The following is a 21,532-nucleotide window of genomic DNA, read 5'->3' as shown; positions in this document are numbered from 1 at the left end:
CCAGGATGACCTTGGCGTCGAAGGCCGCCAGGGTGACCGCGCGGGCGAAGACGTGCGCCAGCGGCAGGAACATCAGGGTCTTCTTGCCCTCGGCGACGTACTTGCCCAGCGCGATGCGGTCGGACTTGGACTCCGCGTAGAGGTTCGCGTGCGAGAGCATGACGCCCTTGGGGCGACCAGTGGTGCCGGAGGTGTAGATCAGGGTGGCGGGCGAGGAGGCCACGACCTGGGCGCGGCGGTCGTGCACCACGCTGTCGTCGAGGTCCGCGCCGCGCGCGATCAGGGTGTCGATCGCGCCCTGATCGATCTGGAGGGTCTCGGCGAGGTCGGGCAGCGCGCCCGCCTCGATCTCGCCGATGGTGGCCTTGTGGCGGTCGTTGTCGACCACGAGCAGCTTGGTGGCCGAATCCTGCAGGATCCACTTGGCCTGTTCGGCGGCCGAGCTGTCGTAGATGGCGACGGTGCAGCCGCCCGCGGCCCAGATCGCGAAGTCCAGCACGACCCACTCGTAGTGGGTGGGGGCCATGATGGCGACCCGGTCGCCGAAGTCGATGCCCGCGGCGATCAAGCCCTTGGCCACCCCGGTGACGGTCTTCGCGAACTCGGCGGCCGTCACATCCCGCCAGGCGCCGCCTTCGGTGAGGTTGAACAACACCGTGTTCGGTGCCTGCTCGGCGTGCCGGAAGACACTGTCGGAATTGTTCGCGCCTTCCGGGATGGTGTAGGAAGCCGGAACTTCGAACTCGCGCATCACTGCCCTTCCACGTGGTTTACTCGCCAGTAATTTACGACACTGTCCGGTGCGGGCTTGCATCGACCACCGGAGAAATGTCCGAATCCGTCATTCTGGTGCACAAGTCCGCCGCAGGAGCTGGGTTCTGTTCATCCTAGGTCCCGCAGCGAGACGGGCTGCACCGCTTCGCGCAGGAAGTCGGCCATTTTCCGCAACTCCGCGGCCGCCGGGGCCACCAGTCCGGCCTGGAGCTGGGCCACGTGCCACAGCCCGTCGGTCTCGCTGACGGTCACGTGCACGCCCGCGCCGCGCAGCAGATCCGCCAACGCGCGGCACTGCTCGAACAGCAGTTCGCCGCGGTCGGCGTGGACGTAGGTCGGGGGCAGTCCGACCAACTCGCCGTGCAGCGGGGCGTACCCGGGATCGGTGCCGTCGCCGTCACCGCGGTAGGCGGCCGCGCACGCCTGCGACCACCTCTTGTCGATCACCAGATCGCGCGCCTTCGGGGCGAGCGCGTTCGGATCGGTCCACGGCGCGATCAACCCCAGCGCCGCCGGGGTGTGGCCGTGCTCGGCGATCAACCGCTGCGCGGTGGCCAGCGACAGGCCGCCGCCCGCCGAATCGCCGGCCAGCGCGATCCGCTCCGGTCGGTAGCCCAGCTCGCCGACCAGTTCCAGGAACGCGCTCTCGGCGTCGTCCAGCGCGGCCGGGAACGGGTGCTCGGGCGCGAGTCGGTAGTCCAGCACGTACACCGCGCAGCCCGTGTCGCGGGCCAGCCGGGCCGCCAGCGACCGGTGGGTCGTCGGCGAGCCGACGGTGTATCCGCCGCCGTGCAGATACAGCACCGCGCCGGCGGAACCGGTGGTCGCGGGCGAATACACCGGCCTGCCGTCGACGACCGGCGTGAGGCGCTCGACGGGTCGGCCCGCCAGGCGCATGCGCCGCAGGTCCGTGCCGCCGGGACCGGGCTGGGCGACCGACATGACGTCCATCAGCGCGCGCTGGGCCCGCCACGGCAGGCGCGCGTTGAGGATGACGCGGAACGTGGGATCCAACAGCGCCCGGATCACCGGGAGTGGAACAGTCAACTCGCGCATGCTGTTACGGCAGGACCTTCCGATTCACGACCGCCGCGATGCGCTGGTAGCCGGAGGCGGTCACGCGCACGAAGATGTCGAGCAGCTTGGCCTCCCACCCGATCAGCACGCGGCCGTGGCCCTTGCGCACGCCTTCGGTGATGGTCTGGGCGGCCATCTCCGGGGTGTGGATGGCCAGCTTCCTGTCGAACATCGAGGCCGCGTTCGCGCCGTCGATCCGCTCGGCGTAGGTGGCGTTGCGCGCCACCGCCGTCTTGATGCCGCCCGGATGCACACAGGTCACCTTGACCGGATGCCGGTTGACGATCATCTCCTGGCGCAGCGACTCGGTGAACCCGCGCACCGCGAATTTCGCCGAGTTGTAGGCACTCTGACCCGGTACCGCGATCAGGCCGAACAGGCTCGAGACGTTGACCACGTGCCCGTCACCGGATTCCAGCAGCAGCGGCAGGAACGCCTTGGTGCCGTTGACGACACCCCAGAAGTCGACGTCCATGATCCGCTCGATGTCCTTGAACCCGGACTCGAGCACCTCGCCGTGGTAGGCGATGCCCGCGTTGTTGTAGATCTGGTGCACCACACCGAAATGCGCCTTCACGGCGTCGGCGTAGAGCAGCACCGCCTCGCGCTCGGCGACGTCGAGCCGATCCGATCTCACCTGCGCGCCGAGCTTCTCGCACAGCCGCACCGTCTCGGACAGTCCCTCGGTGTCGATATCCGACAACGCCAGGCGCGCACCGCGCTTCGCGAGATTCTCGGCGAGGGCCCGCCCGATGCCCGATCCCGCGCCGGTGATCACGCAGACCTTGCCCTCGAAGTACGCGTTGTCGCTCACTGTGCCGCCACCACTTTCCGATCACGTCGCGCGGCGGTCGTCGTCTCGTAGGCCGCCACGTCGAATTTCTTTGTCAATCTGCGGAATTCGAAGGTGAAGTCCGGCCAGAGCGTCGTGTTGTTGCCGTGCTTGTCCAGATACCAACTGGCGCAGCCGCCCGTGTTCCACACGCTCTTGACCAATTTCGTCTGCAGGTCCGCGTTGTAGGCGTCCTGCGCCTCCCTCCGCACCTCCACGGTACGCAGACCGAGACGGTCCACGGTGGCCAGGGCGTCGGCGATGTAGTTGATCTGGGACTCGATCATGTACACCATCGAGGTGTGGCCCAGGCCCACGTTCGGGCCGAGCAGCATGAACATGTTCGGGAAGTTCGCGACCGCCGAACCCTTGTAGCCCTGCTGGCCGATCTCGTCGAAGACCTCGCTCATCGTCCGGCCGTCGCGGCCGGTGATGGTGTTGTAGGTCGGGGAGTCGGTGACGTGGAAGCCGGTGGCCACGATCAGCGCGTCGATCTCGCGCTCGGTCCCGTCTTTGGTGACGATCGAGTTCGGCCGCACCTCGGCGATGCCGTCGGTGATCACGTCGACGTTGGGACGGCTCAGCGCCGGGTAGTACTCGTTGGAGATCAGCATCCGCTTGCAGCCGATGCGGAAATCCGGGGTGACCTTCTTGCGCAACTCCGGGTCGCGGATCTCGAGGCGCAGCTTGGCCTTGGCCAGCAACTCGAAGCCCTGCATCAGCGCGGGCACCTTGGCCAGGCCGACGACCTGGGTCTCGCGCGCGGCGTAGATGGCCGCGCGGGACAGGCGCTGGAAGCCCGGGATGTGCCGGAAGGCCAGGCGCTCGGCCAGTGTGTAGGGCCGGTCGAGGCGGGGGAGCAGCCACGGCGCGGTGCGCTGGTAGACGTCGAGATGCCCGACCCGCGCCGCGATGGCGGGCACGATCTGGATCGCCGAGGCTCCGGTGCCGATGATCGCGACCCGCTTGCCGGTCAGGTCGGCCTCGTGGTTCCAGCGGGCCGAGTGGAAGACCTCGCCCTCGAAGTCGTTGATGCCCTTGATATCCGGCAGCGCGGGCTCGCACAGCGCGCCGATCGCGGAGACCACGGTGTCGGCGGTGAACTCGCCGCGCGTGGTGCTGACCTCCCACCGCGAGTCCTCGGCGTTCCAGCGCGCCGCGGTCACGTCGCAATCGAACAGGTGGCGGTCGAGCACGCCGTAGCGTTCGGCCACGCCGCGGATGTACTGCTGGATCTCGCCCTGCTTGGAGAACGAGCGGGTCCAGTTCGGGTTGAGCGCGAACGAGTACGAGTACAGGTGCGAGGGGACATCGCAGGCCGCACCCGGATAGGTGTTGTCGCGCCAGGTGCCGCCGACATCGCTGCCGCGTTCGAGCACGAGGTAATCGTGCTTGCCCTGCTGACCGAGGCGGATGGCCAGGCCCAGCCCGGCGAATCCGCTGCCGATGATGATCGTTCCCACGTGCCGGGTGGGCCGGTTGGCGACGGCTTTGTCTGTAACCTTGCGACTCATGTAACCGAGAGTACGGTTCTATTGAGCGGCAGTCAACAGTTGTTGAGCAACGTTCAGTAGGATGGACCGGTGGCCAGAGGTTCGCAAGACACCAAACGGGTACGGCTCAGTCCCGACGAACGCCGACGGCAACTGATCACCCTCGGGGTCAAGATGCTCGGCGAACGCGCCATCGAGGACATCTCCATCACCGAGATCGCCGAAGCGGCGGGCATCTCGCGCGGCCTGCTGTTCCACTACTTCCCCACCAAGCAGGACTTCCAACTCGCCGTCGTCGGACACGCCAACGCCGAACTGCTCGACCGCGTCACCCCCGACCGCGCCCTCGGCATCCACGACATGCTGCGCGACTCCATCGGCCGCTACGTCGACTACGTCGCCGAGAACCGCACCTCGTACCTGGCCCTGCTGCGCGGACCCACCAGCGTCAGCCCCGACCTCGTCCCCCTGGTCGACCAGACCCGCGACGCCATCATCGGCATCATCCTCGCCGAAGCCCCCATCGCACCGGACCCACGACGCCGCCCCCGACTGCGCCTGGGAATGCGCGGATGGGTCGCCTTCGTCGAGGAAGCCACCCTGACCTGGCTGCGCGAGGAACCCATCACCCGCGAAGAACTCGTCGACCTGCTCGTGGCATCCCTCGTCGCACTGGCCTGCACACTCGACCCCGCCCTCGCCGAAGCCCTACAGGTGGCCGACGCCCCGATCGGATGACCGACTACCAGGCATCGGCCCGATCCTCCCGCACCCTCTCCCGAGCCCGCTCGAACCACCCCCCGAAATCGGCCGCGCGTGGGTGGGGTCAGGGGGTGTATCCGCCGGCGATGCGGTGGAGTAGGGCGCGAGTGCGGGGTTCGTCGAGTGCGGAGTTTTCGATGGCGGTGTAGATCTGGCGGTAGCGGGCGACGTCGTCGGGTTTCTCGAGGTAGAGGTCGCCGGTCAGACCTTGGACGTAGACGATCGGGGGCTCGGTCAGGCGGGGGTTGGGGTGGCGGGGGAAGTCGAGGATGACGAAGGGGCCCGCGCGCAGGCCCGCGTAGGCGCGGGCTTCGAACGGGACGACGCGTACGGAGACGTCGTCCCTGGTCCCGAGGTCGGCGAGGTGGTGGAGTTGGTCGGCCATGACGGCGGGTCCGCCGATGGCGCGCCGCAGCGCGGCTTCGTCGAGGACGGCGGTGACGGTGAGGTCGCTCGTCGCGCGGTGCAGGCGGGCCGCGCGCTCGGTGAACCATTCGACGCGCCGTTCGACTTCCGCGCCGGGCATGGTCGGGAAGCCGACCCAGATCAGGGCGCGGCGGTATCGCTCGGTCTGCAGGATGCCGGGTATCAGCGTCGACTGGTAGGAGGTCAGTCGGCGCGCGCCGTCTTCCAGGCCGACGAACAGGCTGACCTGCTGGGGGATGGTGTCGTCGGCGGTGTGCCACCACCCGGTGTCGCGGGTTTCGGCGCTGAGGCCGAGCATCAGGTCGGTGACCTGCTCGGAGGCGCCGTAGATCCGGCAGAGTCGTTCGATGTAGAGGGGGTTGAGGCGGACCGGTTGCCCGGTTTCCATGCGCCACAACGTCTGTCGGCCGACGCCGATGGCCGCGCGGGCGTCGTCGGCGGTGAGGCCGGATTGTTCGCGCAGGGTGCGCATCCGCCGGCCGAGTACGCGGCGGGGAAGGGTCGAACCGGTCGGGGACACGACGGATCCTTTCGAGCGACGGGTTGACGGCTGACGCCGAATGACGGGGCTCCTCGGAACCGGACCGTGTTCCGGTCGTCTCCGCGCTCGAACCTGTTCCCCGCCGCTGAATCCCGGCGCCGCGTCGATCGCGCCCCGGTCCATGACACAAGTGGTGAAACCTTAACCGGTCCAAGGGGTCCGGGGTGGCAGGTTCGGCGGATTCCGCGCGTCGTGACACGCCGTCGCCTGCTCGCCGGGCAGCGGAGCGCGGGGGACCGCGCGGGCGCACAATTCCCGCGCGGCCTCGCCGTGCACCGTCCGGACGCACATCCGGGCGATGACCGGGGTCGGATCGAGCGGGATCGATCCGGCATCCGGCGGTGCGAACGTATCGGGTGACGCCGGGACCGCGCATGCCCTGAATTCGGGGGACACCGGTCCGTTCGAGGTCAGCGGTGGTGCGCGGCCCAGGCGGCGCGCAGGATGGTGGTGATGTCGGATCGTGTGGCACGCCAACCGAGTTCGGCGGCGGCGCGGGCGCTGTCGCCCACCAGGCGGCGTGATTCGGCGACGGCGCGGCGGTGTTCGACGGGGACGGGCCTGCCCGCGATGCGCGCGGTCGCCGCCACGAGTTCGTTGACGCTGGCGCCGAGGCCGCCCGCGATGTTGTAGCGGCGGCAGGTTCCGGGCGCGGGCAGGTGGTCGACGGCGGCGAGGAAGGCCGCGGCGGCGTCCTCGACGTGCAGGTAGTCGCGCACCACCGAGCCGTCGCCGTTGATCGGCAGGCGCGGCAGGTCGCCCGCGGCGACGGCGAGCAGTCGGGGGATCAGGCCGGTGTCGTCGGTGGGCGCGCCGCCCGCCACGGTGAACAGGCGCAGGATGGTCGCGGACAGTGTGCCGGTGGCGGTTTGGGCGGCGACGGCGGTTTCGGCGGCCTGTTTGCTCAGCGCGTAGGGGTGCGGCGGCGCGTCCGGCGTGTCCTCGTCGATCGGTTGACGTTCCGGTGTGCCGTAGATGGCGCCGGTGGAGGCGAACACCAAGGCGCGCACGCGGGCGGTGTCCATGGCCCGCAGCAACGACAGTGTGCCGCCGGTGTTCACCTCGAAATAGCGCAGCGGTTCGGCGTGCGAGTCGCGGGCGCGGGCCAGTCCGGCGAGATGGCACACCGCGTCGATGCCGTCGAGAGCGGTTGTGAGCGAGGCGGTGTCGCGCAGATCGGCCGACCGCGTGGGCAGATCCGCGGGAACGCGGTCGCGACCGCGGTGCACGAGTCCGGTCACTTCGTGTCCGGCTCCGCGCAACGCCGCGCACACCGCACCGCCGAGATAGCCGTTCGCTCCGGTCACCAGCACTCGCACGCGCCGATCCTGCCACCCCGGCGGTGCACTGACCAGAGTTCGCCCGCGCTCAGTACAGGTACGGTCCGAGTTGGCTGATCGCCTCGGCCGGATGGTTGGCCTCGATGGCGACGCCGAGCGGCTGGAATCCCCATCCCGTGGGCGTGCCCACCAGTTTGCCGACGACGAATCCGGTGCGGTCCGGGCCGTTGTCGAGGTGGTAGCGGCTGATCTCGACGCCGGTCATACCGTCCAGGACGCGGCAGAAGGCGTTGCCGATCTGCTCGAAGGACTGTCCGCTGTAGGAGGTGACCAAGAAGATGACGGTGGTGACGCCGTCGGCGAGTCTGGTCAGGTCGACGGTGATGACCTCGTCATCGCCGTCGCCTTCCCCGGTGACGCTGTCGCCGAGCAGTCGCACCGCGCCGCACTGGGACAGCAGTTGTTCGTGATAGACGGTGTCCACCAGGACGTTTCCGGCGAACAGCAGGGCGGCGGCGTTGAGGTCGATGTCCTTCTTGCCGCCGAGGAAGCGCCGGGCCTCGGGGTCCCAGCCGAGTCCGAGGTTGACCAGCGCGAGTCCCGCGTGCTGTTCCGGAACCGTCACGTGCACCATCTCCTCGACGCGGTTCGCGGCGCGGGTGGTCCCGCGCCGAACACGCCATACCCTATGCCACCCCGGGGAAACCGGACGGTCGCATGGGAAACGCCGGGCCGGAAACTCCCGTAAGGGAGTGTTTTCCGGCCCGGCGTTCGGGTCCGAGCGATCAGGAGGTCGGGCGGAACGCCTCTTCGACGATCTCGGCCTGCTCCACCGCGTGCACCTTCGACGAACCCGAGGACGGGGCCGACATGGCGCGCCGCGAGATCCGCCGCAGCGGTCCGAGCTGCTTCGGCAGGAACTCCGGCAGGTTCAGGCCGTAGTACGGCCACGCGCCCTGGTTGGCCGGTTCCTCCTGCACCCAGGCGATCTCCGCGGCGTTCGGGTAGCCCGCCAGCGCCTCGTTGAGGCGACGGATCGGCATCGGGTACAGCTGCTCGACGCGCACGATCGCGATGTCCTCGCGCTTCTGCTTGACCTTCTCCGCCGCGAGCTCGTAGTAGAGTTTGCCGCTGGTCATCAGGATCCGCTTGACCTTGCCGCGATCACCGACACCCGCCTCGTAGGCGGGTTCGTCGAAGACCGAACGGAACTTGGACTCGGTGAAGTCCTTCAGATCCGAGACCACGGCCTTGTTGCGCAGCATCGACTTCGGGGTGAAGACGATCAGCGGACGGCGGATGCCGTCGAGGGCGTGGCGGCGCAGCAGGTGGAAGTAGTTCGCCGGGGTCGAGGGCACCGCGACCGTCATCGAACCCTCCGCGCACAGTTGCAGGAAGCGTTCGATGCGACCGGAGGTGTGGTCGGGCCCCTGGCCCTCGTGACCGTGCGGCAGCAGCAGCACGACATCGGAGAGCTGACCCCACTTGGCCTCACCGGAGGAGATGAACTCGTCGATGATGGACTGCGCGCCGTTGACGAAGTCGCCGAACTGCGCCTCCCACAGCACCAGCGCGTCCGGATTGCCCAGCGAGTAACCGTATTCGAAGCCGACGGCCGCGAATTCGCTCAGCGCCGAGTCGTGCACGGCGAACCAGCCCGGGTTGGCGCTGCCGATGTTGTGCAGCGGCGTGTACTCCTCGGCCGTCTTGCGGTCGATGATCACCGAGTGGCGCTGGGTGAAGGTGCCGCGCCGCGAATCCTGACCGGTCAGGCGCACCGCGAGACCCTCGTCGATGAGCGTGCCGAAGGCCAGCAGTTCGGCGAAGGCCCAGTCGACCTTGCCCTCGTAGGCCATCTCGCGGCGCTTCTCCAGCACCGGCTTGACGCGCGGATGCACGTTGAAGCCGTCCGGCACGTTCAGGAAGGCGTCGCCGATGCGTTGCAGCACGGCCTTGTCCACCGCGGTCTGCACGGTGGTGGGCACCTGCTGGTCGTCCTCGACCGACTCCGAGGGCTCCGGCGTGTACTTCTCCAGTTCGCGGACCTCGTTGAACACCCGCTCCAGCTGGCCCTGGTAGTCGCGCAGCGCGTCCTCGGCCTCCTTGAGCGAGATGTCGCCGCGGCCGATCAGGCTCTCGGTGTAGGCCTTGCGCACCGAACGCTTGGTGTCGATGACGTCGTACATCGACGGTTGGGTCATCGACGGGTCGTCGCCCTCGTTGTGGCCGCGACGCCGGTAGCAGACCATGTCGATCACGACGTCCTTGCGGAACTTCTGCCGGAAATCGACCGCCAGACGCGCCACCCAGTCGCAGGCTTCGGGATCGTCGCCGTTGACGTGGAAGATCGGCGCGCCGATGAACTTCGCGATATCGGTGGAGTACTCGGTGGAGCGGCTGTTCTCCGGCGCGGTGGTGAAACCGATCTGGTTGTTCACCACGATGTGGATGGTGCCGCCCACGCGGTAGCCGCGCAGACCCGACAGGTTCAGCGTCTCGGCGACCACGCCCTGACCCGCGAACGCGGCGTCACCGTGCAGCATCAGCGGCATGACCGAGAAGCCCTCGGGGCCGTCGCCCTTGTCCAGCAGGTCCTGCTTGGCGCGCACCAGACCCTCGAGTACCGGGTCGACCGCTTCCAGGTGCGAGGGGTTGGCGGTCAGCGAGACCTCGATCTCGTTGTCGCCGAACATCTGCAAGTAGGTGCCGCGCGCGCCGAGGTGGTACTTCACGTCGCCGGAGCCGTGGGTGGCCGCCGGGTTCATGTTGCCCTCGAACTCGGTGAAGATCTTCGAGTACGGCTTGCCGACGATATTGGCCAGCACGTTGAGCCTGCCGCGGTGCGGCATACCGATGACGACCTCGTCGAGGGAGTGCTCGGCGCACTGGTCGATGACCGCGTCCATCATCGGGATGACGGCTTCGGCGCCTTCGAGGGAGAACCGCTTCTGGCCGACGTACTTGGTCTGCAGGAAGGTCTCGAACGCCTCGGCCGCGTTGAGCCGGTTCAGGATGTACTTCTGCTGGGCGACCGTCGGTTTCGCGTGCTTCTGCTCGGTGCGCTCCTGGATCCACTCCAACTGCTCGGTCTCGAGGATGTGGGTGTACTCCACACCGACGTGGCGGCAGTAGGCGTCGCGCAGGATCGACAGCACGTCGCGCAGCTTCATGCGCTCCTGGCCGTGGAAGCCGCCGACGTTGAACTCGCGGTCCAGATCCCACAGGGTCAGCCCGTGCTGGGTGACGTCGAGATCGGGGTGGCTGCGGAACTTGTCCTTGACCAGGCGCAGCGGATCGGTGTCGGCCATCAGGTGACCGCGGTTGCGGTAGGCGGCGATCATCTCGAGCACGCGCGCGCTCTTGTCGACGCCGCGCTCGCGGATGTCCTTGCGCCAGCGCACCGGCTCGTAGGGCACGCCCAGGCCGTGGAAGATCTCGTCGTAGAACTCGTCGGAGATCAGCAGGGTGTGGATGGTGCGCAGGAAGTCACCGGATTCCGCGCCCTGGATGATGCGGTGGTCGTAGGTCGAGGTGAGCGTCATCAGTTTGCCGACGCCCAGGTCGGCGATGCGCTCGTCGGCCATGCCCTGGAATTCGGCCGGGTACTCCATCGCGCCCGCGCCGATGATCGCGCCCTGACCGTTCATCAGGCGCGGCACCGAGTGCACGGTGCCGATGGTGCCCGGGTTGGTCAGCGAGATGGTGACGCCGGAGAAGTCCTCGGCGGTGAGCTTGCCCTCGCGGGCGCGGCGCACGATGTCCTCGTAGGCGGTGTGGAACTGACCGAAGGTCATGTCCTCGGTGCCCTTGATCGCGGCCACCACCAGCGAACGGTTGCCGTCCTTGCCCGGCAGGTCGATGGCCAGGCCGAGGTTGGTGTGCGCGGGGGTGACCGCGTTCGGCTTGCCGTCCACCTCGGCGAAGTGCCGGTTCATGTTCGGGAACTTGCGGACCGCCTGCACGATCGCGAAGCCGAGCAGGTGGGTGAAGGAGATCTTGCCGCCGCGGGTGCGGGCGAGATGGTTGTTGATGACCAGTCGGTTGTCGATCATCAGCTTGGCCGGGATGGCGCGCACGCTGGTGGCCGTCGGAATGGTCAGCGAGGCCGACATGTTCTTCGCGACCGCCGCGGCCGCCCCGCGCAGCACCTTCGATTCGTCGGAGGCGGCATCGGACTGCTTGGGGGCGCCCGAGGTGGGCGCGGCGTTCGAGGTCGGCGCGGGAGTGGTCTGGGGGGTCCGCGCGGTGGTCTTCGCGGGGGCCTTGGCCGGGGCGGGCGCGGCGGGCTTCGACGGCGCCGGGGCGGCGGCCTTCGGCTGGGCCGCGGCACCGGCCTTCGGCTGGGCGGCGGGCTCGGCCTTCTTCGTCTGCGCCGGCGCGGACTTCACGGCGGTGGCGGCCCGGGCGGCCGTCGTGGTGGTGGCGGCGTTCTGCGCCTGCGGTGCTGTCTGGTTGTTGTCGCCCGTCGCGTCAGGGGTGTAGTCGGCGAGGAACTCGTGCCAACTCGCGTCGACCGAGGATGGATCTTGCTTGTACTTCTGGTACATCTCGTCGACTAGCCACTGGTTCTGGCCGAACTGGGAAGTTGAGCTGCTCACAGCAGGTGTTCGCCTCATTTCGTTCTTCGCGCTGCGACGTTTGTGACGTGCCCGGCACGGGGATCGGCGGATGCGCGCCGATGCGCCCTTATCGAGGATAGGCCCAGCGGCAAATCGGCGAGGCCATCCACCGCCGGACATCCCTGAACGCACCTGTCGGTACTCGTCCGGGAACGAGAATATTCCTACCCTTCCGGACAGTGTCGTCCGTCCCACAGCCGGCGTTTCATCGCATCGCCGGTTCGGCCGCCGTCCACAGTCGCGCGTAGTGCCCGCCCGCGGCGAGCAGCTCGTCGTGGGAGCCGATTTCCACGATACGACCGTGGTCCACGACCGCGATGACGTCGGCGCGCGCGGCGGTCGCCAGCCGGTGCGCGACCAGCACCGTGGTCCGGCCGCGGGCCAGCGAACGGCTCGCGACCAGCACCGATGTCTCGGTGTCCTGGTCCAGGGTCGCGGTGGCCTCGTCCAACAGCAGCAGATCCGGGTCGACCAGTTCGGCCCTGGCGAGCGCGATCAACTGCCGCTGACCGGCCGAGAGCCCGCGCCCGCGTTCGCCGACCGGTTGGCGCATGCCCAGCGGCAGGGCGGCGATCATGGCGCTCGCGCCCACCGCCGCGGCGGCCGCGGCGACGCGTTCCGGGCTCGCCGATGGTTGTCCGAATGCAATGTTGCTCGCCACGTCGCCGGTGAACAGGTGAGCTTCCTGCGGCACGATGCCCAGCCGAGCCCGGTAGTCGGCGAGACGGATGTCACGAATGTCGACGCCGTCGACCCGGATCGCCCCCGTCTCGCGCTCGCGCGGCAGATCGTAGAGGCGGGCCAGCAGTTTCACGATGGTCGACTTGCCCGCGCCCGTCGGCCCGACCAGTGCCAGCGTCGACCCGGCCGCGATGTGCAGCGAGACGCCGTCGAGCGCGGGATCGCGGGCTCCCGCGTACCGGAAGTGGACTCCCTCGGCGTCGACCTCGCCCAGCAGCCCGTCCGGGATCTCGACCGGTTCGGCGGGGTCGGCGGCGATCGAGGACGGGGTGCGCAGCAGTTCGCCGATGCGCCGCAGGCCGACCCGGGCCTGCTGGTAGCCGTCGAAGACCTGCGAGAGCTGCATGATCGGGGCGAACAGGAGTTCCAGGTAGAGCACGAAGGCGATGAGCGTGCCCGCCGTGGTGGCCCCGGAGGCGACCTCGCGGGCCCCCACGTAGACGACCGCGGCCAACGCCAGATCGGCCCAGGTGATGACGAAGGCGAAGTACAGGGCGATCGCCCACTGCGCGCGCATCCGCGAATGCCGGTAGCGCGTGGAGTATTCGGCGAATCGCCGCGCGGCGACCGGTTCGTGCCGGTTGGCCTGCACCGCGCGCAGCCCCGTGACGTTCTCGGTGAAATGCGAGTTCACCAGCGAGACCCGTTCCCGCGACACCGTGTAGGCGATGTCGGAGTAGCGCCGGAACAGCCAGGTGGCCACGATCAGCGGCGGCAGCGCCAGCAACACGATTCCGGCCAGCGAGGCGTCGATGACCAGCAGCGCGACCGCGATCCCGACCAAGGTCAGCACGCCGATCACGGTGGTGGCGACGCCGGTCTGCAAGAAGGTGGACAGCGCGTCGACGTCGGTGGTCATGCGGGTCATGATCTTGCCGGACAGTTCGCGCTCGTAGTAGTCCAGGCCCAGCCGTTGCAGGTGCGCGTAACTGCGCACGCGCAGCCCGAACAGCACCCGTTCGCCGGTGCGGGCGGTCAGGATCGTGGTGATCGCGCCGACCACCAGGCCCGCGGCGACCAGGACGATTCCGATGCCCGCCGCCCGCCACAGCACACCGGTGTCGGCGTGGGTGACGCCGCTGTCGATGGCGAAGCGCACCAGCGGCGGGAAGGCGATGCCGACCAGCGCGTCGGCGGCCAGCAGGGTGACCACGAGCAGCACCAGCAGGCGCACCGGCCGCAGCAGCCGGGCCAGCCGGAACCCCGGATCGGGTTCGCGCAGGTTCGCGGCGTCGTCGGCGGGGCGCTCGGTGGCGGGCGGCAGTTTCGCGATGGCCGCGCGCAGTTCCGGCGTGGCGCTCAGCGCGGCGGTGATCCCGGACCAGTTGCCCGGCCCGGCAGTCGCGCTGGGCGGCCGGTCGGCGACGACGAGTTCGCCGGCGGGGCGACCGACGATCGCGGGTGCGGGCAGCCGGATGACCCGATCCGCTTGGGCCAGGGTGGATTCCCGGTGCGCGAGGATCAGCGTGGTGCGCTGTCCGCGATCGGGCAGGCGGTCGAAGATCGCGGCCTCGGTCACCGCGTCCACGGCGGAGGTCGCGTCGTCCAGGATCAGCACCCGCGGGCGGGCCAGCAGCGTTCTGGCCAGCGCGATGCGTTGCCGCTGCCCGCCGGACAGGGTGAGCCCGCGTTCACCGACGACCGTGTCGTAGCCGTCGGGCAGCGCCGTGATGAATTCGTCGGCCGCGGCCAGTTCGGCGGCCCGGCGGACCTCGGCGTCGGTGGCCTCGGGGCGGCCCAGGGCGATGTTGGCGGCGATGGTGTCGGAGAACAGGAACGGGTCGTCGAAGACCACGCCGACCGCTTCGCGCAGTTCGTGGGCGGCGACGTCGGCGATGTCGACCGAGATCGGTTCCCCGTTGGGGGAGTGGCCGATCAGTCGGACGCTGCCCGCGTCGGGCGCGTAGAAGCGCGGCAGCAGCAGGGCGAGGGTGGATTTGCCGGAGCCCGCCGGACCGATGATCGCGACCGTCTCGCCCGGTCGCACCGTCAGGTCCAGATCGCGCAGCACGGGTTGGTCGGGGGTGAAGGCGAAGCCGAGACCGCGGATGTCCAGGCCCAGCGGCCCCTCGGGCACCGGTACGGGCCGCGGCGGATCGGTGAGCACCGGGGCGGTGTCGATGACCTGGTACACGCGTTCGGCCGCGGCCCTGGTGAGCTGGGCCATCACCACGACCGCGGTGAGCGTGCGGGCCGAGGCCGTCATCGTGGCGACGTAGGCGGCGAAGGCCAGGAAGGTGCCGAGGCCGATCGCGCCGTGCACGGCCAACAGACCGCCGACCACGATCACCGCCACCATGCCCGCCTGCGGGACGGCCGCGACCACCGGCGCGAAACGGGCGTCGATGCGCGCGGCGCGCATCCGCTCGGCGTACAGGTCGCGGCCGTGGCGTTCCAGGATGTCGACCATCCGGGACTCCTGCCCGAAACCCTTGACCACCCGGACCCCGGTGACCGTCTCCTCGACGTGCTGGGCCAGATCCGCGGCCCGCTGCTGGGCCGACCAGGTGGCCGCGTACAGCCGAGGCCGCATCCGGTGCACCACGACCGCGATCGCGGGCACCACGAGCAGCGCGACGAGCGCCAGCGGCGGTGAGAGCCACACCATCACCGCGGCGGCGAGCACGAATTGCAGCAGTGCCAGGGCGGACCACGGCACCATCGCGACCAGGCCCTGCACCAATTGCAGGTCGGTGATCGACCGGGAGACGACCTGACCGGTGCGCAAGGTGTCCTGGCCGACGCCGTCGAGCCGTTGCAGCGAGGCCAGCAGGTCGACGCGCATGGCGTGCTGCACGTCCAGCGAGAGCCGACCCGCCAGCACCCGCCGACCCAGCGAGGCGACGAACCTACCGACGGCCAGCAGTGCCAGCAGCGCGGCGACCACGCCGATGACGGCGGTATCGCCGACCCCCGCCGCGTCGACGGCCCGTTTGGTCAGCAGCGGCGCGGCGATCTCGACCACCGCGCCCAGCGCGACCGCCCCCGCGATGCCCGCGAGCGTGCCGCGGTAGCGCAGCGAGGCCGCCGTGAGCCTGCGAATCCAGCCGGGCTGCCCGGTCGTGTTCGCCCCGGTGTTCTGTTCGATGCCCCCATTCACATCCACCGACGGTACGACCTACCGGTGACACCCGATTATTCCCGCAGCGTGCGGGCGGATTCGGCGACGGTCAGAGATCGCGCCCGCGGAAGGCGTTCCAGCCCGCGCCCGCGGCCAGGACCGTCCACACCAGCAGCACCACCAGCGCGGCCGGTGTCGGCGCGAGGATGTCGCTGTCGGGGAACGAGCCGACCGCGACGGTGGCGATGGTGGCCGAACCGGGCAGCAGCGTCGCCAGTCCGCCCGCGCCGATCGCCTGGGCCACCACCCAGACCAGCGGTTCGGCCACCAGCAGCCAGCCCAGGATCAGCGCGACGGCCGCCCCCGCGCGGCGCAGCAGCAGCGCCAGGCCCGCCCCGATCAGACTCCAGCAGACGGCCGCGAGCAGACCGCCGCCGAGCACCGCGAACAGCGACAGCCCCACCTCGACCTTGTCGTGCCCGAAGCCCAGCAGGGCCAGCAAGCCGACCAGTTCGACCACGACGGCGGCCGCCAGCACCGAACCGCCGACCACCAGGTACTTCGCGGCCACGACCCGGTCGCGGTCCCCGGTGAACAGCACCGTGAGCGGGAAACCGCCGAAGCGGAACTCCGCGCCGGTGGCGAGCGCGCCGTAGCAGGCCGCCGCCACCACCGTGACGGCGATCGCCAGGTACAGGCCGATCGAGGCCGCACCGGTGACCGGGTCGGACTTCGGGTCGACCGGCCCGGAGATCAGCGCCGTCAGCGCGCCGGCGACGAGCGCCACCGCGGGCAGCGCGCAGACCAGGATCAGATTCGAGCGCAGCGTGCTCGCCTTGCGCGCCTCGGAGGTGACGGCGGGCAGCAGGTCCGGGGGCAGGAGGGGGATCACCGTGGGATTCCGTAGGGCATCGGCTGCCGGGCGGCAGGGGGCATCGGTGCGGGGGGTGCGAAATGCGGCGCGGCGGAGGCGCGGGGCGTGGTCAGCGAGGCCAGGACCCGGTCGGGGTGGATCGGATCGGGCGTCACCGAATCCAGTCGCACATGCGCCGCGCGGGCGATGTCGAGGATCTGGGCCTCGCTCGCCTCGGCGATGGCCAGTCTGCCGTCGGGCCGGATGACGGTGTCGGTGTACCCGCGCGCGGCCAGCGCCGTGGCCAGGGCGACCGGGACCGAGGCCGCCACCACGATGCGGTCGGGGTAGCCGCGCCGCAGTTTGGCGGGCGTGCCCTCGTAGACCACCGCGCCTTCGCTCAGGACGACCAGATCGTCGGCCAGCGGCACCGCCGCCGCCAGCGAGCGTTCGGCGAGCAGGATCGTGCCGCCGCGGCGCAGGTGGCGGCGCAGGAATTCGTGCAGCCAACCGCGCTCGCCCGGGTCGAGTCCGTCGCTCGGCTCGTCGAGGACCAGCAGCGGCGGGTCGGCCAGGGTCGCCGTGGCCACGGCGACCCTGGTCTGCTGACCGGCGCTGAGTTCGTCGGCGGGCGCGTCGGCGTGCTCGGTCATCCCGACCGCGTCGAGCAGGTCGGCGATCCGCGCGTCGGGCACCCGCGCGGCGGCCGCGTGGATCGCCAGGTGCTCGCGCGCCGAGCGCAGCGGGTGCAGGCCGCGCGGGGTGAGCACCGCGCCGACGGGCCCGCCGCCGCCGATGCGCGCCGCCGCTCCGCGCACACCCACCGCGGCCGTCCCCGAGGTGGGGCGCACCAGGCCCAGCAGCATCCGCAGCACGGTGGACTTCCCCGCGCCCGCGGGCCCGACCAACGCGGTGCAGGTGCCCGCGGCGACGGTGAACGAGACGTTCTCCACGACCGGACCCGACGGGTGGCTCTTGCTCAACCCGCGGGCGGCGAAGGCCGGACGTGCGGAACTCATCGCGGGTCCGTGGGTTTCCGCTTCCGGGGCCGATCGATCGCGGTGAGCGGATCGGCTTCGACGATCTGGTGCAGTGGTGCGGGCCAGGTGCGCGGCGCGGGCCCGAAAGCCTTGTGGGCGTTGCCGATCGTGGTCTGCCCGAGGGCGCGGTTGCCGACGCCGCCGATGACCGCGCCGATCCCCATCGGGATGACCTTGCCCGCCATCAGCGCCATCCGCTTGGTCAGGAACCGCACCAGGAACCGCTTCATCAGCGAGTCGTTCATGCCGGACAGGCCCGGGACCCGGGTGGCCAGCAGGGTGCCCCAGTTCTTGGCCGAATGTCCGACCGACTTCTCCACGATGTCCATGCCCGCGTCGCCGAGGACGACCGCGAGCACCAGCGCGCGCCGCTGCTCCTTGGCCTCGGGCGCGATGCCGTGCACGGCCGCGATGGCCAGGGTGTAGAGCGCCGAGGCCTCCAGGAAGAACGCCGTCTCGGCGGTGATCGTGGCCAGCGAGGCGACGGTGCCGACGCCGGGCATGGCGGCGGTCGCGCCCGCCGCGGTGCCGCTGCCGGTGACCGCGAGCAGGTACTGGCGCTCGAGCCTGGCGATGATCTGGGCGGGGGTGTCGTCGGGGTTCGAGCGCCGCAGCATGGCGATGTATCGGTCCACCGCGGGCGACTGTAGTTTCGAGCCGTTCTCGAGCAGGGCGATCACGGTCTTCTCCATCGCGCCGGTTCTCATCGGCAATGCACCCCTTCGATCTCACTTCGCGGGCTGAACTCTATGGCACCGAAACGTCCTCGGCCCAACACGGCAACGAACCGCGCGCCGCGTTCGGTTCCCCGTGCGTGGGGGATATACCCGGTTACGCGCGCTCCAGCGGGGGGACTTGTTCGCCCTCGCGCGGCGGCGGGGGCGGGGTGCCGTCGCCGAACGGGCGACCGCCCAGCGATTCGCGGCCGTGCGGGGTCAGCCAGTTGCCCAGGTCCGGCCCCTTGGGCACGATCCCGGTGGGGTTGATGTCGCGGTGCACCTCGTAGTAGTGCGATTTGATCTGCCCGAAGTCGATGGTGTCGCCGAAACCCGGGGTCTGGAACAGGTCGCGCGCGTAGGCCCACAGCACCGGCATCTCGTCGAGTTTGCTGCGGTTGCACTTGAAGTGTCCGTGGTAGACCGGGTCGAAGCGGACCAGGGTGGTGAACAGGCGCACGTCGGCCTCGGTGATGGTGTCGCCCACCAGGTACCGCTGCTCGGCCAGTCGCTCGGTGAGCAGGTCCAGGCGCGCGAACAGTCGGTCGTAGGCGGCGTCGTAGGCGTCCTGGGCGCCGGCGAACCCGCAGCGGTACACGCCGTTGTTGACGTCGCGGAAGATCGCGAGGCTCACCTCGTCGATCTCGGCGCGCAGTTCCTCGGGGTAGAGCTCCGGCGCGCCGGGGCGGTGGTGCGCGGTCCACTCGGTCGAGAAGTCCAGCGTGATCCGCGCGTAGTCGTTGGTGACCACCTGGCCGGTCGGGATGTCCACGATCGCGGGCACGGTGATGCCGCGCGGGTAGTCCGGGAACCGCGCCAGATAGGCGTCGCGCAGGCGTGGGATGCCCAGCACCGGATCGACCCCGCCCGGGTCGAGGTCGAAGGTCCAGCTCAGCTTGTCGTGGGTCGGCCCGCACAGGCCCAGCGACAGCGCGTCCTCGAGGCCGAGCAGGCGGCGCACGATGAGTGTGCGGTTGGCCCACGGGCACGCGCGCGCGGCGACGAGGCGGTAGCGCCCGGCCTCGACCGGATACCCGTCGCGGCCGTCGGCGGTGATGCGGGTGGTGATGTAGTTGGTATCGCGCTTGAACTCGCCGGGTTCGACGTAGGAACCGGACTCGGATGCCGACTTGGTCACCGGGACAGTTTCGCAGACGCAGCCTCTAGGCTGACCGGATGAGCGAAACGAAGGCGACACGGTTGGAACGTGAGACCACCGAGGGCGGCGCGGAAGTGGCGATCCTCACCCTGGCGAATCCGCCGTTGAACCTGTTCGACCAGGCGATGTTCGACGGACTGGTCGCGGATATCGCCGAGTTGGCGGCGCGTCCGCCGCGCGCGGTGCTGCTGCGCGCCGAGGGCAAGGTGGTCTCCGGCGGCGTCGACGTGCACGTCTTCGAGGGGTTGACCGTCGAGCAGGGCGCGGAACTGTGGCGCACGCTGTTCGCCCAGATCATCCACCCGCTCGAGGCGCTGCCGTGTCCGGTGATCTTCGCCGCGCACGGGTTGACGCTGACCGCGGCCTTCGAGATCGCGCTGGCCTGCGACATCATCCTGGCCGCGCCGAAGGCGAAGTTCGGCCTGGTGGAGACGGTGGTCGGGTTGACGCCGTCGATGGGTGGTCCGCAGCGGTTGGCCGAGCGGGCCGGGTCGGGCCGCGCGCGCGAGTTCGTGATGACCGCCGATCTGTACGACGCCGCGACGATGGCCGACTGGGGCGTGGTCAACGCCGTGCACGAGGACGTGGACGCGGCGGCGCTGGCGTTGGCGCGCCGACTCGCGCAGGGCCCGACCCGCGCGCACGCGGCGACCAAGCAGATCGTCGCGGCGTGGCGTTCCGGCGGTGTGGCGCACGCGGATTCGGTGACCCCGCAGGTCTCGGGTGTCCTGTTCGACACCGAGGACCTGCGCGGCGGGGTGCGCAGCTTCCTGGACAACGGACCCGGCAAGGCGACCTACACCGGGCGCTGACCCGGTCGGAACAACCCGAATCCGGCGTAATCCGGCGAGATTGTGATCCGCGTCATATAGTCGCAGGTGCCTGTGGGCGCGAGGCACCAGCGGAGGACGGATGTCGCAGCAGTTACTGGTCGAATACCCCACGACACGTCCGCCCGCGCGCGAGAACCCGCTGGCCAGAGGCGCGGACGGGGTGCTGCGCTACGGCAATCTCACCCCGGCGCTCACCGAACTGCTCGATCTGCAGGTGCACGCCTACGCCGGTCGCGAGGCCGTCGTGGAGGTCGGCGGCCCGCGACTGACCTACCGGCAGTTGTGGCACAGCGCCTCGCGCATCGCGGGCGGACTCCAGGAGCACGGCATCGGCTACGGCGACCGGGTCGCGATCCACATGCCCGTCGGCGCGCGCTGGGTGCGCGCCTTCCTCGGCGCGCTGCTCAGCGGCGCGGTGCCGGTGTTGGTGCACCACGGTGTGCCCGACGCGGTCGCCGAACGGGTGATCGCCGACAGCAGCGCCGATTTCGTGCTGCGCGCCACCGGCGACCTGCCCGACGGGGCGGCCTACATCGATGACGGCGCGGCGCTGGGCGATCTGGCGCTGCTCTGCTACACCAGCGGTCACCTCCCCGGCGGGGATGTCGTGCCCAAGGGGGTCGAACTCACCAACGAGAACCTGCTGTCGGCGGTGTGCTCGGTGGTCGACGCGCTGGAGTTGCCCGGCGACGGACTGCGCAATCTGGTGCTGCTGCCGTTGGCGCACGCCAGCGGATGCGTCGACCAGGTGCTGCCGACCTTCGCCGTCGGCGGCACCGTGGTGCTCGCGCCCGACGCGGACGCGTTGGCCGAATGCCTGGCGGCCGAACGGGTGGACATGGTCTCGGCCACTCCGAGCATCTTCGCGCGCCTCGCGCCGCGCCTGGCCGGGTTGTCCACGGGCGGGGTCTCCCGGGTCAGCATCGCCGGGCACCGCGCCGAACACGCCGCGGCACCCCGGGTCCGCGGCGGCGCGGCGACGGCGCTGCGCACGGTGTTCCCCGCCGCCCGGCAGTGGACGGTGTGGGGCGCGACCGAGACCAGCGGTATCGGCCTGGCCGCCGACGACGGCGCGGCCGCGGACGCCGCAGTGCTCGGATTCCCCTTCGGCGGCACCGAATTGGCGTTGTACGGCCCGCGGGCCGGCGCCGGGTGCGGCGAACTGCTGTGTCGCGGACCGAATGTGGCCCCCCGGTACTGGAACGATCCGCAGGGCACCGCGGATCGCTTCACCGGCGGGTGGTTCCACACCGGCGATCAGGTGACGATCGATCCGGACGGTTTGGTGCGCCGCGGCGAATAGCTCGGCGGCGCACCGGTTCCGG

The 21,532-nt window shown here is 70.2% G+C and carries 16 protein-coding genes; 3 read left to right on the top strand and 13 right to left on the bottom strand.

Annotation, left to right across the window (positions count from 1 at the left end; all coding sequences use genetic code 11):
- From ON30_RS21650 to ON30_RS21635, 4 genes are all read right to left on the bottom strand, one after another.
- Positions 1-751, bottom strand: a 751-nt coding sequence (locus ON30_RS21650) for an AMP-binding protein (RefSeq protein WP_040709624.1), incomplete at its 3' end; no start/stop codon positions are given.
- A 131-nt stretch (positions 752-882) separates the two neighbouring features.
- On the bottom strand, positions 883-1,830 hold the full coding sequence (locus tag ON30_RS21645) for an alpha/beta hydrolase (RefSeq protein WP_040709622.1): 948 nt from the start codon (positions 1,828-1,830) through the stop codon (positions 883-885).
- Between the two features lie 4 nt (positions 1,831-1,834).
- Positions 1,835-2,665: an SDR family NAD(P)-dependent oxidoreductase gene (locus ON30_RS21640; RefSeq protein ID WP_040709620.1), complete on the bottom strand. Its 831-nt coding sequence runs from the start codon at positions 2,663-2,665 to the stop codon at positions 1,835-1,837.
- A complete protein-coding gene (locus tag ON30_RS21635) occupies positions 2,662-4,197 on the bottom strand; it encodes a flavin-containing monooxygenase (RefSeq protein ID WP_040709617.1) in 1,536 nt (511 codons plus the stop codon). The genes ON30_RS21640 and ON30_RS21635 overlap by 4 nt, the downstream gene beginning before the upstream one ends.
- Positions 4,198-4,266: 69 nt before the next feature.
- On the opposite strand from ON30_RS21635, the gene ON30_RS21630 reads away from it, so the two are divergent.
- A complete protein-coding gene (locus tag ON30_RS21630) occupies positions 4,267-4,914 on the top strand; it encodes a TetR/AcrR family transcriptional regulator (RefSeq protein WP_040709616.1) in 648 nt (215 codons plus the stop codon).
- Between the two features lie 88 nt (positions 4,915-5,002).
- On the opposite strand, the gene ON30_RS21625 is transcribed toward ON30_RS21630, so the two are convergent.
- From ON30_RS21625 to ON30_RS21580, 9 genes are all read right to left on the bottom strand, one after another.
- Positions 5,003-5,884, bottom strand: coding sequence for a helix-turn-helix domain-containing protein (locus ON30_RS21625; RefSeq protein WP_040709615.1), 882 nt, complete (start codon positions 5,882-5,884; stop codon positions 5,003-5,005).
- 431 nt (positions 5,885-6,315) lie between these two features.
- Positions 6,316-7,224 (bottom strand): NAD-dependent epimerase/dehydratase family protein, encoded by a 909-nt coding sequence (locus ON30_RS21615; RefSeq protein WP_040709613.1) that lies wholly within the window; start codon positions 7,222-7,224, stop codon positions 6,316-6,318.
- A 49-nt stretch (positions 7,225-7,273) separates the two neighbouring features.
- Entirely contained in the window at positions 7,274-7,810 is a 537-nt protein-coding gene (locus tag ON30_RS21610; protein WP_373282601.1) for a TerD family protein, read from the bottom strand.
- A 160-nt stretch (positions 7,811-7,970) separates the two neighbouring features.
- Positions 7,971-11,801, bottom strand: coding sequence for a multifunctional oxoglutarate decarboxylase/oxoglutarate dehydrogenase thiamine pyrophosphate-binding subunit/dihydrolipoyllysine-residue succinyltransferase subunit (locus tag ON30_RS21605; RefSeq protein ID WP_174387547.1), 3,831 nt, complete (start codon positions 11,799-11,801; stop codon positions 7,971-7,973).
- A gap of 208 nt (positions 11,802-12,009) precedes the next feature.
- Entirely contained in the window at positions 12,010-15,645 is a 3,636-nt protein-coding gene (locus tag ON30_RS21600) for an ABC transporter ATP-binding protein (RefSeq protein WP_051029735.1), read from the bottom strand.
- Between the two features lie 70 nt (positions 15,646-15,715).
- Entirely contained in the window at positions 15,716-16,498 is a 783-nt protein-coding gene (locus ON30_RS21595; protein WP_040709610.1) for an ABC transporter permease, read from the bottom strand.
- Positions 16,495-17,478 carry an ABC transporter ATP-binding protein gene (locus ON30_RS21590; RefSeq protein WP_040709609.1) on the bottom strand — a complete coding sequence of 328 codons (984 nt, stop codon included), beginning with the start codon at positions 17,476-17,478 and terminating at the stop codon, positions 16,495-16,497. Before ON30_RS21590 ends, ON30_RS21595 begins: the two co-directional genes overlap by 4 nt.
- Positions 17,475-18,206 (bottom strand): hypothetical protein, encoded by a 732-nt coding sequence (locus ON30_RS21585; RefSeq protein WP_040709608.1) that lies wholly within the window; start codon positions 18,204-18,206, stop codon positions 17,475-17,477. Before ON30_RS21585 ends, ON30_RS21590 begins: the two co-directional genes overlap by 4 nt.
- A gap of 124 nt (positions 18,207-18,330) precedes the next feature.
- Positions 18,331-19,353: a glutathione S-transferase family protein gene (locus ON30_RS21580; protein ID WP_040709607.1), complete on the bottom strand. Its 1,023-nt coding sequence runs from the start codon at positions 19,351-19,353 to the stop codon at positions 18,331-18,333.
- 38 nt (positions 19,354-19,391) lie between these two features.
- Here ON30_RS21580 and ON30_RS21575 point away from each other — a divergent pair, with 38 nt between their 5' ends.
- Together ON30_RS21575 and ON30_RS21570 are read left to right on the top strand one after the other, a co-directional pair.
- The gene (locus ON30_RS21575) at positions 19,392-20,186 is read left to right on the top strand and encodes an enoyl-CoA hydratase/isomerase family protein (protein ID WP_040709606.1); all 795 of its coding nucleotides are present in this window, start codon (positions 19,392-19,394) and stop codon (positions 20,184-20,186) included.
- A gap of 100 nt (positions 20,187-20,286) precedes the next feature.
- Positions 20,287-21,510 carry a class I adenylate-forming enzyme family protein gene (locus tag ON30_RS21570; RefSeq protein WP_040709605.1) on the top strand — a complete coding sequence of 408 codons (1,224 nt, stop codon included), beginning with the start codon at positions 20,287-20,289 and terminating at the stop codon, positions 21,508-21,510.
- Positions 21,511-21,532 lie beyond the last annotated feature (22 nt).

Source organism: Nocardia takedensis NBRC 100417 (assembly GCF_000308695.1).
Lineage (GTDB): Bacteria > Actinomycetota > Actinomycetes > Mycobacteriales > Mycobacteriaceae > Nocardia > Nocardia takedensis.
This window is presented reverse-complemented; position numbering and strand designations above follow the sequence as displayed.

What these genes read in the sequence shown, in the direction of transcription:
- ON30_RS21645 (WP_040709622.1), bottom strand. Translation starts at nt 1,830, where the DNA reads ATGCGCGAGTTGACTGTTCCACTCCCGGTGATCCGGGCGCTGTTGGAT.
- ON30_RS21635 (WP_040709617.1), bottom strand. Translation starts at nt 4,197, where the DNA reads ATGAGTCGCAAGGTTACAGACAAAGCCGTCGCCAACCGGCCCACCCGG.
- ON30_RS21605 (WP_174387547.1), bottom strand. Translation starts at nt 11,801, where the DNA reads ATGAGGCGAACACCTGCTGTGAGCAGCTCAACTTCCCAGTTCGGCCAG.
- ON30_RS21590 (WP_040709609.1), bottom strand. Translation starts at nt 17,478, where the DNA reads ATGAGTTCCGCACGTCCGGCCTTCGCCGCCCGCGGGTTGAGCAAGAGC.
- ON30_RS21585 (WP_040709608.1), bottom strand. Translation starts at nt 18,206, where the DNA reads ATGAGAACCGGCGCGATGGAGAAGACCGTGATCGCCCTGCTCGAGAAC.
- ON30_RS21575 (WP_040709606.1), top strand. Translation starts at nt 19,392, where the DNA reads ATGAGCGAAACGAAGGCGACACGGTTGGAACGTGAGACCACCGAGGGC.
- ON30_RS21570 (WP_040709605.1), top strand. Translation starts at nt 20,287, where the DNA reads ATGTCGCAGCAGTTACTGGTCGAATACCCCACGACACGTCCGCCCGCG.